Below are 17214 nucleotides of genomic sequence, written 5' to 3'. Positions count from 1 at the left end.
GCATAAAAAAACCCTTGAAATTAATCAAGGGTTCCTATATTTTTTTTTGATAAATATGGTTTCTTTAATCTGACTTACAAGACTTTCTTACCAGATATGATATTATAAAGAATAACAATAACCGCAATCACCAATAGAATATGTACTAAACTACCTGTTGCAAGACCAGGAACAATACCTAACATTCCCAATAACCATATAATTATACAAATAACTGCTACTAACCATAATAGACTTCTCATAATGTGTTTTTTTTTTAGATTGTTTATATGACAAATTTAGAGGGATCACCTCTGTTTACTTAACTCAAATCAATTGATTACTAGCTCAAAATCAGCGTGATAATCAGTACAACCAAAATTAAAAACACTTATAATTAGCAATTTACACTAACTTTTCTTTAAAAAATTCAATAGTACGTGACCACGCCAGTTCTGCCGCAGACTCATCATATCTTGGGGTAGATGTATTATGAAACCCATGATTTACATTGTCATAGAAATAAGCAACATTCTCTTTACCTAATTCATTAAGTGCCTTTTCGTAAGCCGACCATCCGGCGTTTACACGTTCGTCTAAACCTGCATACTGCAACATCAAGGGTGCATTTATATTTTCTATGCCTTCTGTTGGCTGACCGCCATAAAAAGGTACTGCAGCTGCCAAATCTGGTACTTTCACTGCTATCATATTAGAAATCCATCCACCGAAACAAAAACCTACAACTCCTATCTTACCATTACAATCTTCATGATTTTTCAAATATTCAAATGCCGCTATGAAATCTTCTAACATTTCATCTCTATCTCGGGTTTTCTGCATTGCACGACCTTCATCATCATTACCCGGGTAACCACCAAGCGGACTCAAAGCATCTGGTGCAATAGTTATAAAACCAGCCAAAGCTGCTCTTCTCGCTGTATCTTCTACATACGGATTCAAACCTCTATTTTCATGAACCACTACGATACCTGGCAATTTGCCTTCTGCCGATTTTGGCTTGGATAGTAATGCATTGATTTCACCGCCGCCTTTAGAAGAATCATAAGTAATAAAACCCGAATCTAAATCTGGATTATTTTTATCTACCAAAAAGGTATTCTCATAATCGGGCATCAAAAAACTCATTAATGAAGGCACTGTGAGACCGCCTACAGCGTACATTGACAATTTTTGTACAAAGTCTCGGCGTTCTAATTTATTATGAGCATAGGCATCATAGAGATCAAATACCTCTTGCTTGATATCTTCTTTTTTCAGTTGTTTCATTTTCTTAGCTTTTTTGTTCTATTTAAAAGTACGAAAACATCATGATTACCTAAATACTTTTAACAATTGAAAAAGCCTCATTCCCAAATAAATAGGAATGAGGCTTATTTATCTAAGCTATTAAAGTATTATCCTAAACTCGCTAAACTTTTTTCTAAAGTTTCTATTTTAGCTTCTGCATCTGCCAATTTTTGGCGTTCTATAGCAATTACCTTTTCGGGTGCATTGTTTACGAAGCGCTCATTAGAAAGTTTTTTCTGAACCGATACTAGGAATCCTTTAGTATATTTTAGCTCTTCATTAATCTTAACAATCTCTGCTTCAATATCAATGGCACCTTCCATTGGTACAAAGTATTCGTTACTTTTTACACGAAAAGTCAATGCGCCTTCTACTTGTTCATTTATATAACTGATTTCTGAGACATTGGTCAACTTAGAAATCACAACATCCCAACGGTTGCTTGCTTCTTCAGAATTTAGAACTGACAACTCCAATGCTTCTTTCATTGGAATGTTTTTGTTCTTACGAATGGTTCTCACACCTGCAATCACCTCTGTAGCAAAATCAAACTGCGTAATTAATTCTTCATCAATTATACCAACTGTTGGCCATTTTGATATCACCAATGCCTCCGTCTTGTCTCTTTTTGCAATATGCTGCCAAACTTCTTCTGTCAAAAATGGCATAAATGGATGCAACAACTTCAAGTTCTGTTCAAACAATTGAATTACCTTGTCATAAGTTGCTCTATCTATTGGCTGTTGATAGGCAGGTTTAATTATCTCTAATAACGAAGAGCTATAATCATCCCAAACCAATTTATAAATAGACATTAAAGCATCTGAAATACGGAACTTACTAAAATGATCTTCTATCTCTAATAATGTCTTATTCAATTTAGACTCATACCACTCTAAACCAAGCTTTGAAGCTTCTGGTTGCGAAATATCTGCTATTTCCCAACCTTGTACTAGCCTAAATCCGTTCCAGATCTTATTGGCAAAGTTTTTTCCTTGCTGACATAAATCTTCATCGAACATTAAATCGTTACCTGCAGCTGCAGACATCAACATACCTACACGTACTCCGTCGGCACCGTAATCTTCGATTAACTTTAAAGCATCAGGCGAATTACCTAACGACTTAGACATTTTTCTACGTTGCTTGTCTCTCACCAATCCGGTGAAGTAAACATTTTTAAAAGGCTTTTCTCCTCTAAACTCATAACCGGCAACTATCATTCTAGCTACCCAGAAAAATAAAATATCTGGCCCAGTTACTAAATCGTTCGTTGGGTAGTAATAGTTTATCTCTTCATTATCCGGCTCCATAATACCGCCAAATACACTCATTGGCCACAACCAAGATGAAAACCATGTATCTAAAACATCGGCATCTTGTCTCAAGTCACTTTCTTGTAAATCTGACTTCCCTGATTTTTCTTTTGCAAGCTTTAAAGCATCTGCTACGTTTGCCGCTACTACAAAATCTTCTTGACCGTCACCGAAATAGAAAGCTGGTATTTGCTGTCCCCACCATAGTTGTCTTGAAATATTCCAATCACGAACATTCTCCATCCAATGACGGTATGTGTTTTCAAATTTCTTTGGATGCAATTTAATGTCGCCAGTCTCCATCACCGCTTCTAAAGCCGGTTTTGCTAAATCTTCCATTTTCAGGAACCACTGATCGGACAATTTCGGTTCAATAACAGCCTTGGTTCTTTCTGAAGTACCTACTTTATTAATATGAGTCTCTGTCTTAACCAGAACACCTAATTCTTCTAATTCTTTAGAGATTTCTTTTCTAACAACAAAACGATCTTTACCCTCATAATGCAATCCAAAACTATTTAAGCTCGCATCGTCATTGAAAATATCGATAGTTTCTAAATTATGCTTTTCGCCAAGAGCTTTATCATTGATATCGTGTGCAGGCGTCACTTTTAAACAACCTGTACCGAATTCAATATCTACATATTCATCTTCTATTATTGGTATTACTCTATTACAAATAGGAACAATTACTTTTTTACCTTTTAGATGCGTAAATCGTTCGTCATTCGGATTAATACATATAGCAGTATCACCCAAAATCGTTTCTGGTCTTGTGGTCGCAATGGTTACTTTTTCATTTGAACCCTCAATAGCATAAGATAGATAATATAACAAGCCTTGCTTTTCTTCATAAATCACCTCTTCATCTGACAGGGTTGTTTGAGCTTCTGGATCCCAATTCACCATTCTATACCCTCGGTAGATCAAGCCTTTGTTAAATAGATCCACAAAAACCTTGATAACGCTATCATAGCGTTCTTGATCCATAGTGAACGCGGTACGGTCCCAATCGCAAGAACAGCCCAATTTTTTCAACTGCTCAAGAATGATTCCGCCGTATTCATTTGTCCAATCCCAAGCATGCTTTAAAAATTCATCTCTCGTAAGATCGTTTTTATTGATGCCTTGCTCTTTTAATTTAGCAACAACTTTTGCTTCTGTAGCAATAGAGGCATGATCTGTACCTGGCACCCAACATGCATTTTTGCCTAAAAGACGGGCTCGTCTGATCAATACATCTTGTATGGTATTGTTCAGCATGTGCCCCATATGTAATATGCCCGTTACGTTTGGTGGTGGTATTACAATACTATAAGGTTCTCTGTCATCTGGTACAGAATGAAAGTAACCGTTTTTCATCCAGTAATCATACCAATGCGATTCTGTGGACTGCGGATTATATTTTGAAGGAATTTCCATTTTTTGGAACAGTTTTTGAATAATAATAAAATGGGTTGTTAAAAATAAAGCCGAATTGACATTCTAACGGTCATTTCAGCTGAATTTTGCCCAAAGATAAATACGAAACAAAAATAAGTAACGTTAGAGTATAACAAAAGGATTTTGAGGTTGATCTGAAAAGATTTAATTTTGACTTCCACCCAAAATTAAAAATGATGAAAAAAATAGTACTTGTATTATTTATTGGCTTGCTAGGATTTAGCTTAACTGCTCAAGATACCGCTGCCAAAATAGAGTTTAAATCTGAGACTGTAGATTACGGCGAAATCGCTAAAGGATCTGACGGAGTAAGAGTTTTTGAATTTACAAACACTGGTACTGCACCACTTATTATTAGTAAAGTAAGTTCTAGTTGTGGTTGTACAATTCCGAAGAAACCAGAAGACCCAATTTTACCAGGTAAAACAGGTGAGATTCAGGTAAAATATGATACCAATAGAGTTGGTCCGATTCGTAAAGCGATTACGGTAATATCTAATGCTGACACTCCGACTAAGGTTTTAAAAATCAAAGGAGAAGTTCAAGCTACTACCGGTACCAAATAAAAATAAATTAAAAAACGAAAAGCCCAACTGAGAAGTTGGGCTTTTTTTATGCTTTATTGTTCATCAAACAAAGGTTTTAGAACAAAACTAAAAAGCAGATCGTTATCATAGCGCTCTACCAATACCTTCACCCGTTTGTCTTTTTTAAAATTAAGCATATGCATTATCTCTTGTAGTTTATACCTGTGGATGCGTTTGCCATTAACTGCCAAAATTACATCTCCTTCTCGCAAGCCTGCCGAATGTGCCGGACTCCCCTGTCGTATACCCGATACAATAATTTCTGGCACTAAACTTACCTTAGTCGCACCTTGCAGTATTATCTGCACATCGCCATACGCTTTGGCATCACTATTAACCACGCCATTAGAATCGGTAATTCTTTCTGACACGTATCGCATACCTGCATGTTGCAAATCGATTCCGCTTATATTATACTGAAATAGCTTACCAAAATTAGAATTTTTGGTCATTATCAATTTCTCATTCTTATAATCGAATACAATATTAAAACGCTTAATAACCTCACCACCCAAGCTTCCGTTTCTACCACCGAAATCTGTAATCGTTGTAAAAGTCTCCATATCAGGGAAAGCCGCCTTGGCATCACTCAGTATAAAATCTGCAATTTTTAAATGGCTGATTTTTGTTCTCTTACCATAAATATCTCCAGCGAGTCCTTTTCCTAAAAAATCTTGATAATGTTTTTCTGGCAATTGAATTCTTTCATCTTCAAAAAGCCAAACAGCATCACTACTACCAGTATCCAATAGCATTTTAACAGGTATTTCTTCTTTTTTATTTATCATTACAAAAGCATCTACATAAGCTTTTTTTCTAATAACCGACATATCTACTACTCTAGTGTTCTTTGACTCTTTATACTTGTAAAGCTCTGGGTCGTAAAACTTAATAGTTTGTTTTACGTAATTAATATCGACTACAAAATCTCTGAACAGATCATAACCTATGATACCATGTACAGGTACGCCTAGGCTCGGTGAGAAATTAATACCAGCATCCATAACTACATAAATATTTTGAGAAGTATTTTTAATAGTACCAAGCTGCACAAAATTTCTAGTTGATTTTAAGGCATTAATAGGGTCACCATCACCCAATCCATTTATAGTTATTTCCGTTACATTGTTTAATTGAATAGAATCTTGATCGGCTAAATTGAACAATATGGGTGTACCAACGCCAGAATCAAGTACAAATGATAGCTCGGTACCGTTGACCTCTACAGGTATGACCATCAAATTATTAATGAGCTCGAATTTGACTTTTTGAAATTTCTTTCCGGCAGGTAATTGAAAGGTTTGAGCTTTTCCTGAAAAAGAAAAACTCCAAATAAAAAGGATTAAAATTAAATAATATTTTCGTAACATAATCTATATGAATTAGTTATCCCTTCTTAAGGTACATAATTATTTGATATAAACTCGAATTTTAACACAGAGCAAAAAATCAAATAAAAACCTAATTACTTTGTATGAACCATTATCATTTATCACTTTTGTGTAAAATAAAATTCATATGCCATCTGTTTCAAATAAGGGGCTTACCATGCCCCAATCTCCGATACGAAAGCTAGTACCGTTTGCTGAAAATGCAAAAAAAAGAGGGGTTACCGTTATTCATTTAAATATTGGACAACCAGATATAAAAACCCCGCAACAGGCTTTAGATGCTGTAAAGAATAACAACCTTAGTGTTTTAGAATACAGCCGTACCGAAGGTTCTGAAGAATTTAGAACTAAAATCGCCAAGTATTATGAAAAATATGATATACATGTAAGTGCTACAGACCTTATTGTAACTACAGGTGGATCTGAAGCATTGTCTTTTGCAATGAACACTATTGCTGATACTAACGATGAAATTATAATACCCGAGCCTTTTTATGCCAATTATAACGGATTTGCAACTGCCTGTGGTGTAACTGTTGTACCTGTAGTTTCAAAATTGGAAGATAATTTTGCACTACCACCTATCGAAGATTTTGAAAAGCTAATTACCACTAGAACTAAGGCTATATTAATATGTAACCCTGGTAACCCTACTGGTTATTTATATAGTAAAGAAGAAATTCAAAAACTAGCAACTCTAGTTAAAAAACATAATATCTTTTTAGTTGCCGACGAAGTATATAGAGAATTTACCTATGATGACAAAACCCATGCTTCAATACTAAAAGAAGAAGGATTAGAGGAACATGCCATTGTTATTGATTCAGTTTCTAAAAGGTACAGCATGTGCGGTGCTCGTATAGGGTACCTAGTTTCTAAGAATAAAGAATTTATTGCAACGTCAATGAAATTTGCACAAGCAAGACTTTCGCCACCAACATATGCTCAAATTGCAAGCGAGGCGGCCTTAGACACTCCTGATAGTTATTTTGCAGAGGTAAAAACCGAATATGTAGCCCGAAGAAATATATTAATTGCAGAATTAGAACAAATTGAAGGTGTAAAGATTGCAAGACCTCAAGGTGCGTTTTATTGTATTGCCGAATTACCTATTAAAGATGCTGACCATTTTGCACAATGGCTGTTAGAAGACTTTAATTTAAATAACGAAACTGTTATGGTTGCACCTGCCGCAGGTTTTTATGCTACCGAAGGTTTAGGTAAAAATCAAATTAGAATTGCATACGTTCTTGATCAAGAGAGCTTAAAAAGAGCAGTTCGCATACTAAAAGAAGCACTTAAGAGTTACAAAGGTTAATGATTGTACTAGAACATTTTTCTTTAAAGAATTACAATACATTCAGTATTGATGCTACCGCAAGATATTTTGCAGAAGTAACCTCTATTGAAGAATTAAAGTATATTCTTAGCAAAAAAAACTATCCTCGAAAAATAATAATTGGCGGCGGCAGTAATATGCTGCTTTCTGATCGAATCGATGCGTTGTTTGTTCATGTTGATTTAAAAGGAAAGAGAATTTTATCTGAATCTGACGAAACGGTTCAAGTACAGGTAATGGCAGGTGAGAATTGGCACGAGCTAGTCATGTGGACTTTAGATAATAATTTCGGGGGATTGGAAAACATGTCATTAATACCTGGCAACACCGGTACCGCACCTATTCAAAACATTGGTGCATATGGTGTTGAACTAAAAGATTGTTTTGTAAGTTGTGATGCCGTTAGAATTGTTGACCAAGAATTAGTTACCTTAACAAAAGAAGAATGCAAGTTCGGATACCGAGATTCATTCTTTAAAAACGAAGGAAAAGACAAATTCGTAATTACCTCGGTGACCTTTTCTTTTACCAAAAAAAATCATCAGATTAATTCTGGTTACGGTGCCATTGAAGAACAATTACAAAAAGAGTCGATTTCAATACCTACCATTAAAGATATTTCAAATGCGGTAATTGCTATACGACAAAGCAAATTGCCTGATCCAAAAGTTCTAGGCAACAGTGGTAGTTTTTTCAAAAACCCGATAGTTTCAAAAGAAATTTTTGAAGCTTTTATTTCAAAAAATGCCGAAGCTCCTTTTTATAAGATAACCGATGAATTATATAAAATTCCCGCAGGTTGGTTGATTGAGCAATGTGGTTTTAAAGGAAAACGTTTTGGTGATGCCGGGGTTCATAAAAATCAAGCATTGGTACTTGTTAATTATGATAAGGCAACTGGTAAAGAAATTCTAGACCTTGCGGCGAAAATTATTGAAGTCGTAAAAACAAAATTTGGCATTGAAATAAGTCCGGAGGTTAACTTAATAAAATAACCCCTGTAATAAAAATTACAAGGGTTATTACCAAACCAAACCAACCAAAAACAAAGTGGGCAGTTACCAGCTGACCACTTATTCAATATATATTTTTAGAAAACGCATCTATAACAATCAATTTTATAATTTAGCGTTTAACCATATACGGTTCAATATTATCATTTGGATGTCCATTCTAAAAAAAAATGTACATCATATAAATTATGAGCACTCTATTAGAAAATCATATTGTTGAATTATTACAAGAAAGAAACGAAAAAGCGATTTCTCTCTTGTACGATAATTATGCTGACACCCTACTAGGTGTGGCGAACAAGGTTGTGCGTGATCCCGATTTGGCTCAAGATGTAGTTCAAGAATCTTTTGTGAAGATTTGGAAAAAAGCGGATACATACGATCCTAAAAAAGCGAAACTTTTTACTTGGCTTTTTAGAATTACACGAAATACCGCTATTGACAAATTAAGAAGTGTCAACACAAAATCTGATAAAGAAATCCAAATAGACGTTTCTGACGTATATACTTTAGGCGTAGAAAGTACAAGACCTGAGTTAATGGATGTAAGAGAACATCTAGACAAAATTGAAGATAAATATCAAATTGTTTTAGAAGCTCTTTTCTTTCAAGGTATGACCCAACAAGAAGCAAGTGATGAGTTGGATATTCCTTTAGGAACTATTAAATCTAGACTTAAAATTGGATTACGCGAATTAGGCAAAATCTATGGTCCTGCCGTAGTTGCCATGTTATTAAATTTCGTATTATGAAAGACAAAATAAGAATTTTCCTTGATTCTGATTTATTAGAAAAGTATCTATTGGGAACAACTACCGAGTTGGAAAGCCTTCAGGTAGAGCGCTATATTGCTATGTACCCAGAGGTAAGGGAAACATATAGCGAATTACAGGATAATCTTGAAATTTTCGCTAAGCTTCACGCAATTGAAGCTCCACAAGGTTTAAAAGACAAAATTAACTCTAGAATAAGAGCGGAACGTAAGGGTAGAAAAAGATTTTACAGTTACGCTATTGCAGCAAGTATTACAGCTATTATGTTTATCGGTATCTCTACCTTTTTCTGGAATCAAAACCAGAGTTTACAAGAAGAGAACAGTGTTGTTAGCAATAAGATAAAATTGCTTGAAGAAAACATGAAAGAGCAGTTAGAAGATGTACGTAACCAGTTTATCGTTCTAAATAATCCTCAAACTAAAAAGTACAACGTAAAGGGTAACCAAAAAGCAAAAGACTTAAAAGCTGTTGCTTATATAAACCCTGTTAAGAAGTTATCATATATCAACGTTAGCAAATTACCTCATATTCCAGAAAGTCAATGTTTTCAAATGTGGGCCGAAGTTAACGGCAAAATGATAAATCTTGGTATTATCGAAGAAGCCGGTGACCAACAAAAATTATTGGCATTGCCATATGCAGAAAATGCCGTTGGTTATATTACCATTGAGCAAAAAGGTGGTAACCATGCACCTAGTGTAGAAAACATAGTGGCGAATATAGCTTACTAAAGCTAACACACATAAAGTATTCTTAAAGCCCCATTATTGGGGCTTTATTTTTTATCTTTGTTTAAAATTTAGCACATGAAACTAGTATTATTAACCATTGGGTTGTTAGCATTGGCTTTTGCGGGTATCGCAATTAAAATATGGTCTAAAAAAGACGGAGAGTTTGCAGGAACTTGCGCAAGTCAAAGTCCTTTTTTAAATCAAGATGGTCAAGCCTGTGGTATGTGTGGCAAAATGCCAAGTGAACAAGATTGTAAGAAGGATATGATTACCGAGTAATCAAAATTTCTTATATTAACATTACGCATATCAAAATCATTTTTTGAATAAAACAGACACTTTAGAAGAAACAATACAAAAAGCGAAAGAAGGCAAGCAAATTGCTTTTAGTCGCCTATTAGATATGTTTTGGAATGATGTTTATGGCTTTCAATTAAAGCGTACCGAAAATGAGAATGATTCTGAAGACATTACCATTCAAACTTTTTCTAAAGCTTTCGATAAAATAAAGATTTATAACGATTCGTACGTATTTAAAACTTGGTTGATTGCTATTTCTAAAAACATACATATCGATTTAGTTAGAAAGCGAAAAAAGAGCTTATTAGATTCTAGAAGTAATTCTGAAGTAATAACGAGCGCCTTAGATGCTTCACCTTCTATGGAAGACCAATTGATTCAAGAACAAAATTTAGCCGATTTACTTAGAGATATTAAAAAACTGAAACCTCACTACCAAGCCGTTATAAATCTTAGGTATTTTAATGAGTTAAGTTATGCTGATATTGCCACTCATTTAAACGAACCCATAAACAGTGTTAAAGTAAAACTTCTAAGGGCTAAAAAATTACTTTCTGAAATTATCAAAGACAGAAAGTAAATTATAATTCAATTAGAAATTTCTCATAATTTAGAACTCATTTGTGTAGCACGTAATTCTGCGTTATCCTCACTTTTTTAGTTCGTATATTTGTATAAAATTTAGAGCATGTCTACAGTTTTAAAAGAAAATGTTGCCCCACCAAAAGGCAAACCGAAATGGCTTAGAGTTAAATTACCTACGGGTAAGAAATACACTCAACTTAGAGGTTTGGTAGATAAGTATGACCTACATACTATTTGCACTAGTGGTAGCTGCCCTAATATGGGCGAATGCTGGGGTGAAGGTACCGCAACTTTTATGATACTAGGTAATGTTTGTACTAGATCATGCGGATTCTGCGGTGTTAAAACCGGTAGACCTGAAAATGTAGATTGGGCTGAACCTGAAAAGGTTGCTAGATCAATAAAAATTATGGGTATTAAGCACGCTGTAATTACATCTGTTGACAGAGATGACCTTAAAGACATGGGTTCTATCATTTGGGCAGAAACAGTTAAGGCGATACGTAGAATGAATCCTACTACAACTTTAGAAACTTTAATACCTGATTTTCAAGGTATAGAAAAGCATTTAGATAGAATTGTAGCGGTTTCTCCAGAAGTTGTTTCACATAATATGGAAACTGTTAAAAGACTTACTAGAGAAGTACGTATACAAGCAAAATACGAACGTAGTCTTGAAGCGCTTAATTACTTGAAAAAGCAAGGCATCAATAGAACTAAATCTGGTATTATGCTAGGTCTTGGTGAACACGAAGATGAAGTTATTACCACATTGGCAGATTTGCGTAACGCAGATGTTGATGTTGTTACTATAGGTCAGTACTTACAACCGTCGAAAAAACATCTTCCTGTTAAAGAGTTTATTACTCCAGAACAGTTTAAGAAATATGAAGATATAGGTCTTGAAATGGGATTTAGACATGTTGAAAGTGGTGCCTTAGTTAGATCTTCTTACAAAGCACACAAGCATATTCTATAAATCTCTAAGAGCGTACTACTTAATTTACTTAGAAACTGATCTAAGCCAAATTGCTAGTTCTAATCAAATAGAACTATTAGTATTAACTAAACACATTTATCGGTAACCAATGCATAAACTGAACATCGGCATTAATGGTTTTGGAAGAATAGGTAGAACCTTATTTCACCTTCTACAAGCGCATGAAAATCTAAATGTGGTCGCCATCAATGATTTGGCAGATACCCGTACGCTTTCGCATTTATTAAAATACGATAGTATTCACGGCACCTCACCCCTTGACATTTCACATGATGAAGAGCACATAATTGTAAACGGAAATGCTATTTCTTTATACAACGAATCTCACCCTTCTAAAATTAACTGGTCAACTAAAGCGGTAGATGTTGTTGTAGAATGTACCGGTAAATTTAAGGACAGAGATACTTTATCTTTTCATATTAAAAATGGGGCTAAAAAGGTAATTTTATCAGTACCGCCAACTGAAGATGACATAAAAATGATTGTCTTTGGTATTAATGAAAATACGTTGACAAAATCTGATGATATTATATCTAATGCGTCTTGCACCACGAACAATGCTGCGCCAATGATAAAAATTATCAACGATTTATGTGGTATTGAACAAGCCTATATAACAACCATACATTCTTACACTACCGACCAAAGCCTACACGATCAACCTCATAGAGATTTAAGAAGGGCTCGTGCAGCATCGCAATCTATAGTGCCTACTACTACAGGTGCAGCAAAAGCATTGACCAAAATATTTCCCGAATTAGCAGATACTATAGGGGGTTGCGGTATAAGAGTACCCGTACCTAATGGTTCGTTGACCGATATTACCCTTAACGTAAAACGAGCTACAAGTATTGAAGAAATAAACTCTACATTTGAAAAAGCATCACAAAACCATTTTAAAAATATAGTACACTACACTAGTGATCCAATAGTTTCTATTGATATAAACAATAGTTGCTACTCTTGTACGTTTGATTCTTTGATGACTTCTGTAATAGGTAAAATGGTTAAAATTATCGGCTGGTATGATAATGAAACCGGATACAGCAGCAGAATCATAGATTTAATTAATTTTATTAGTACTAAAAATTATATTTGAAGATTTTATTTTTAAATAAAGCACTTAAAATTTTACTAGTCCCCATTGTAATTTTGGCGACTACCACTGCCCTATTCTCACAAGATCAAATTCAAAAAACAGATATACAACCTTATTTCGATCAAGCAAGAAAATTTAAGAATCAAGATAAAATCGATCTTGCGCTTGAAACATTAAATACTGCTGCAAACGAAGCTGAAAAAGGTGAAGATATTAAAGGACTTATAGATAGTTTACACGAATTAGCATTACTCTACTTAAAGATTGATAAAGAAGGTGATACCGAATTCTATTGGGATCGCGCCAGCGTTCTTTTAAAAGATATCGAATACCCTTATGGTGATGGTATGCACAAATATATTGAAGCTATCCTTTTACACAGAAGTAACAGAAACTTTCAAGCCTTGTTCATGCTCAACGAAGCTAAACAACTAAATAACGATCGTAATTTTTACAATAATCTTTTACTGACCGAAGCTAAGGTATATCTCAGTTTAGAGAAATATGATAGTGCCACTAAAAATTTAAACTCACTTATTGTAAACACAGATCTTTACGAAAAAGAATACCTTACTACGCAGGCTTATTTAACACTTGCTGAGTTAAATTTAAAAATCGACAATTTATCTGAGGCTGCAAAAAACGGAGAGAATGCACTAACGCTTGCTACTGCCAACGGGTTTTTAGAAGACATTAAAAATTCAAACACATTATTATCTTCTGCATACGAAAGACTAGGCTTATACCAAAAGTCTCTTGTGAATACACAAAATTTAGTTCAATTAAAAGATTCGATTTTCAATATTGATAAAAATATAATTGAAGCTAAAACCGCAGATAAGATTAGGGATGATTACAAGACTGAAGAGATTGCACGCCAAGAGAAAAAAATAGAAGAACTTACCGAATCTCAAAACAGATCTGAACTTACGGCAATTTTAACTTCTGCATTTTTAATTATTATTTCATTATTGGCAGTTACTCTGTATAGGAATAATCAGATAAAATTAAAAACCAACGACCTTTTACAGACTAAAAACAAAGAACTACAAATTGCTCGTGATGGCGCCGTACAAGCTATGGAAGCGAAAACGAATTTCCTTTCTACAGTGAGTCACGAACTTAGAACTCCGCTGTACGCTGTTACTGGCCTAACCCATCTACTATTAGAAGAAAACCCAGAAGAGCATCAGAAAGAACACTTAAAGGCTTTAAAATTCTCGGGAGATTACTTACTTAACTTTATTAACGACATTCTACACATCAACAAAATTGATGCAAACAAATTAGAACCCTTAAACATGGAGTTTAACCTAAATAAGGTGATTAATGAAGTAATTAATTCTTTAGGACAAAGTGCAAAGGCAAATAAGACAAACTTAGTTTTAGAATACGATTCTGAAATACCAGGTAATTTATTGAGCGACCCGCTAAAACTCTCTCAAATTTTCATGAATTTGATTGGTAATTCTATCAAATTTACTAAAGGCGGTGAGGTAAAGGTTATTGCCAAATTATTAAACAAAATCGAAGATGATATTACCATCTACTTTGAAGTTAAAGATAATGGTATAGGTATCTCAAAAGAAAAGCAAAAAAGTATTTTTGAAGGATTTGAACAAGGCTCTATTCAAATCAACCGGGAGTATGGCGGTACTGGTTTAGGTCTTACTATTGTAAAAAGTCTACTTAGTTTATTTGAAAGTAAAATTGAGCTTGAGAGTGCATTAGATGAGGGAAGTTCTTTCTTCTTCGAAATTAAGATGAAGAGCATTGACAGTACAACTGAAGATATTCCGTTTGAAATTACACCTAAAGATTATGATTTTAAAGGGCTGCATTTACTAATTGTTGAGGATAACAAAATAAACCAAGTTATCACCAAAAAGATGCTTTCTAAAAGAGATATGACCAGTGATATTGCCAATAACGGTCATGAAGCAGTTACAGCCGCTCAAGAGAATGTATATGATGCCATACTTATGGATATTCATATGCCCGGTATTAGTGGTGAAGAAGCGACCATTCAAATTAGGAAATTCAATCAAGACACTCCAATAATTGCACTTACAGCAATTTCATTAGATGATAGTTTAGAGAGTTTCTACGCCGCAGGTTGTGACGATGTAGTTACTAAACCCTTTAAGCCTGAAGTTTTTTACCAAAAGATAGGGGAGAATATTTTTGACAAAAGACCTAAGAAGTCTTTGTCATAAACTGATTTAACGCTGCTTCTAAAATCGCTTTACCATCTTCTAAAAACTCATGCTTAACTTCAATATAGTGCAACTTAGGTAGTTTAGATTGTAAACGTACATAGTCTTTCTCTGTAGTTAGTATACACTCCTTTTCTCTCAATAGCGCAATCTCTTGATCAGAAAAAAAATGGTGGTCATTATATTTTAGGTGTTCAAAAGTGAGACCTTCTGAAAGTAAATATTTCTCTAATGGCGCAGGATTGGCAATACCAGTTACCAATGTAACTTTTTCACCCCTTAACGAATCTAAAGTTACCTCAGCACCTTTTAAATCAGTATTATACCTCAAATAACTAAACAATAGCTTTTGATCAGATGCTATATTTATTTTTGCCGCTATTGAAGCTCTGTCTTGCTGAGATAAATTTGCCGGACATTTAGTTACTACTATCACATTTGCGCGACTTGCCTCTTTTTTAGAATCTCGCAAGTTACCCGTTGGTAAATACCAATCATTCACATACAAATTATCATATGCGGTTAATAGAATAGAAAAATCTGGCTTTACTTTTCTATGCTGAAAAGCATCGTCTAATAGAATTACATCTGGCTTAATTATATTTTCAAGTTGACTAATACCATTTCTTCTATCGGCATCGACAGCTACCGTAATTTCTGGAAATTTGGATTTTAGTTGAGAAGGTTCATCACCCAAATCTTCAACAATTGTTTTATCATCTGAAAGTAAAAACCCTTCTGATTTTCTTTTGTATCCTCTACTTAGTATAGCTACACCATAATCTTCTTTTAGTGCACGCACTAATAACTCTATCATAGGTGTTTTTCCTGTGCCGCCTACACTTAGGTTACCTACGCAAATTGTTTTTACAGCAAATGATTGAGAAGAAAAAACACCCATATCATACAAGCGATTTCTAAGAAAGACAATCAGTCCGTAAATTAATGAAATAGGAAAAAGAAGTTTTCGTAACACCTGCATCAGAACGAAATTATAATAATTTATCTTTGAATATCTTATTTTTCAATAAAATGACCGTAAAAGACATCACTCAAATTTTAGAGGACTTCGCACCTTTGACCTATGCCGAAGATTTTGACAACGTAGGACTGTTAGTTGGTAACGCCTCAACAGAAGTCAGCGGAGTCTTAGTTACCCTAGATACTTTAGAAAATGTTGTAGATGAAGCTATCGCTAAAAAGTGTAATTTAATTGTAAGCTTCCACCCTATTATTTTCGGAGGATTAAAAAAAATAACCGGTAAAAATTATGTGGAACGTGTGGTTATTAAAGCGATTAAAAACGACATTGCCATATACTCTAACCATACAGCTCTTGACAACGCTAGACAAGGCGTAAATGCTAAAATCTGTGAGATTCTAGGCTTATCGAATACTCAAATACTTATCCCTCAAAAAAATACGATTAAAAAATTGACCACTTATATTCCTAGCGACAATCTAGAAGACGTGAAAAATGCACTTTTTAAAGCTGGTGCAGGTGAAATTGGAAACTATTCTGATTGTAGTTTTACGGTTGAAGGTAATGGCACCTATAAAGCCAATAAATATGCAAACCCAACAAAAGGAAGCATCGGTACAACACATACAGAGAGTGAAATAATGTTTACTTGTGTTTTTGGTAAGAATGAAGAATCTGTTATAATTAAAACCTTGTTGTCATCTCACCCTTACGAAGAGGTGGCTTATGACATACAAACTATAGAAAATACCAACCAATATATTGGTATGGGTATGGTAGGTGAATTAGACAAAGAAATCACTGAAACCGAATTTCTTGACCATTTAAAGCTTAAAATGAACGCTAAATTGGTACGTCATTCCAATTTTTTAAATAAACCGATTAAAAAAGTAGCTGTGCTTGGCGGTAGTGGTTCATTTGCTATTAGTGCTGCCAAAGCTGCCGGAGCAGACGTATTTGTTACTGCAGACCTTAAATATCACCAATTTTACGAGGCTGAAAACCAAATAGTTTTGGCAGATATAGGACACTTTGAAACTGAGCAGTTTACAAAAAACCTTTTAGTTGATTATCTTACGAAAAAAATTCCTAATTTTGCAATCCATTTATCGGAAAGTATAACAAATCCCATCAATTATTTTTAAT

The 17214-nt window shown here is 34.4% G+C and carries 16 protein-coding genes; 11 read left to right on the top strand and 5 right to left on the bottom strand.

The annotated features are described in order from the left end of the window. Positions 1–74: 74 nt before the first annotated feature. The 3 genes from Q4500_RS14830 to Q4500_RS14820 all read right to left on the bottom strand — a co-directional run bounded on the left by Q4500_RS14830 (position 75) and on the right by Q4500_RS14820 (position 4028). Positions 75–242 carry a lmo0937 family membrane protein gene (locus Q4500_RS14830; RefSeq protein WP_027067903.1) on the bottom strand — a complete coding sequence of 56 codons (168 nt, stop codon included), beginning with the start codon at positions 240–242 and terminating at the stop codon, positions 75–77. A gap of 142 nt (positions 243–384) precedes the next feature. Further along, positions 385–1269: a dienelactone hydrolase family protein gene (locus Q4500_RS14825; RefSeq protein WP_303600399.1), complete on the bottom strand. Its 885-nt coding sequence runs from the start codon at positions 1267–1269 to the stop codon at positions 385–387. Between the two features lie 128 nt (positions 1270–1397). Then, the gene (locus tag Q4500_RS14820; protein ID WP_303600398.1) at positions 1398–4028 is read right to left on the bottom strand and encodes a valine--tRNA ligase; all 2631 of its coding nucleotides are present in this window, start codon (positions 4026–4028) and stop codon (positions 1398–1400) included. Positions 4029–4225: 197 nt separating this feature from the next. Between Q4500_RS14820 and Q4500_RS14815 the strand changes: the two genes are divergently transcribed. Continuing rightward, positions 4226–4615: a DUF1573 domain-containing protein gene (locus Q4500_RS14815; protein ID WP_303600397.1), complete on the top strand. Its 390-nt coding sequence runs from the start codon at positions 4226–4228 to the stop codon at positions 4613–4615. A 53-nt stretch (positions 4616–4668) separates the two neighbouring features. Here the strand turns inward: Q4500_RS14815 and Q4500_RS14810 are convergent, their stop codons facing one another. Next, positions 4669–6006: an aspartyl protease family protein gene (locus Q4500_RS14810; protein WP_303600396.1), complete on the bottom strand. Its 1338-nt coding sequence runs from the start codon at positions 6004–6006 to the stop codon at positions 4669–4671. A 148-nt stretch (positions 6007–6154) separates the two neighbouring features. Here Q4500_RS14810 and Q4500_RS14805 point away from each other — a divergent pair, with 148 nt between their 5' ends. The 9 genes from Q4500_RS14805 to Q4500_RS14765 all read left to right on the top strand — a co-directional run bounded on the left by Q4500_RS14805 (position 6155) and on the right by Q4500_RS14765 (position 15086). Continuing rightward, a complete protein-coding gene (locus tag Q4500_RS14805; protein WP_303600395.1) occupies positions 6155–7345 on the top strand; it encodes a pyridoxal phosphate-dependent aminotransferase in 1191 nt (396 codons plus the stop codon). Further along, positions 7345–8361 carry a UDP-N-acetylmuramate dehydrogenase gene (gene murB, locus Q4500_RS14800; RefSeq protein ID WP_303600394.1) on the top strand — a complete coding sequence of 339 codons (1017 nt, stop codon included), beginning with the start codon at positions 7345–7347 and terminating at the stop codon, positions 8359–8361. The genes Q4500_RS14805 and murB overlap by 1 nt, the downstream gene beginning before the upstream one ends. 206 nt (positions 8362–8567) lie before the next feature. Next, positions 8568–9131, top strand: a complete 564-nt coding sequence (locus Q4500_RS14795) for an RNA polymerase sigma factor (protein ID WP_299325791.1) — start codon at positions 8568–8570, stop codon at positions 9129–9131. Next, positions 9128–9886: an anti-sigma factor gene (locus Q4500_RS14790; protein WP_299801106.1), complete on the top strand. Its 759-nt coding sequence runs from the start codon at positions 9128–9130 to the stop codon at positions 9884–9886. The genes Q4500_RS14795 and Q4500_RS14790 overlap by 4 nt, the downstream gene beginning before the upstream one ends. A 75-nt stretch (positions 9887–9961) precedes the next feature. Next, complete coding sequence (locus Q4500_RS14785) at positions 9962–10165, top strand: membrane or secreted protein (RefSeq protein WP_073247251.1); 204 nt, start codon at positions 9962–9964, stop codon at positions 10163–10165. A gap of 43 nt (positions 10166–10208) precedes the next feature. Then, positions 10209–10766, top strand: coding sequence for an RNA polymerase sigma factor (locus tag Q4500_RS14780; protein WP_303600393.1), 558 nt, complete (start codon positions 10209–10211; stop codon positions 10764–10766). Positions 10767–10874: 108 nt separating this feature from the next. Continuing rightward, positions 10875–11750 (top strand): lipoyl synthase, encoded by an 876-nt coding sequence (gene lipA / locus Q4500_RS14775; protein WP_036156039.1) that lies wholly within the window; start codon positions 10875–10877, stop codon positions 11748–11750. A 109-nt stretch (positions 11751–11859) separates the two neighbouring features. Beyond that, complete coding sequence (gene gap, locus Q4500_RS14770) at positions 11860–12870, top strand: type I glyceraldehyde-3-phosphate dehydrogenase (protein WP_303600392.1); 1011 nt, start codon at positions 11860–11862, stop codon at positions 12868–12870. Then, entirely contained in the window at positions 12867–15086 is a 2220-nt protein-coding gene (locus tag Q4500_RS14765; protein WP_368389773.1) for an ATP-binding protein, read from the top strand. The genes gap and Q4500_RS14765 overlap by 4 nt, the downstream gene beginning before the upstream one ends. Here Q4500_RS14765 and lpxK read toward each other — a convergent pair. After that, positions 15067–16068 (bottom strand): tetraacyldisaccharide 4'-kinase, encoded by a 1002-nt coding sequence (gene lpxK / locus Q4500_RS14760; protein WP_303600391.1) that lies wholly within the window; start codon positions 16066–16068, stop codon positions 15067–15069. The genes Q4500_RS14765 and lpxK overlap by 20 nt on opposite strands. A gap of 50 nt (positions 16069–16118) precedes the next feature. Here lpxK and Q4500_RS14755 point away from each other — a divergent pair, with 50 nt between their 5' ends. Then, the gene (locus Q4500_RS14755) at positions 16119–17213 is read left to right on the top strand and encodes a Nif3-like dinuclear metal center hexameric protein (RefSeq protein WP_303600448.1); all 1095 of its coding nucleotides are present in this window, start codon (positions 16119–16121) and stop codon (positions 17211–17213) included. The last annotated feature ends 1 nt before the right edge of the window (position 17214 follow it).

This window comes from Maribacter sp. 1_MG-2023, from assembly GCF_030547005.1.
Taxonomy (GTDB): domain Bacteria; phylum Bacteroidota; class Bacteroidia; order Flavobacteriales; family Flavobacteriaceae; genus Maribacter.
The sequence above is the reverse complement of the archived record's forward strand: the minus strand, read 5'-3'. Positions and strand labels throughout refer to the sequence as shown.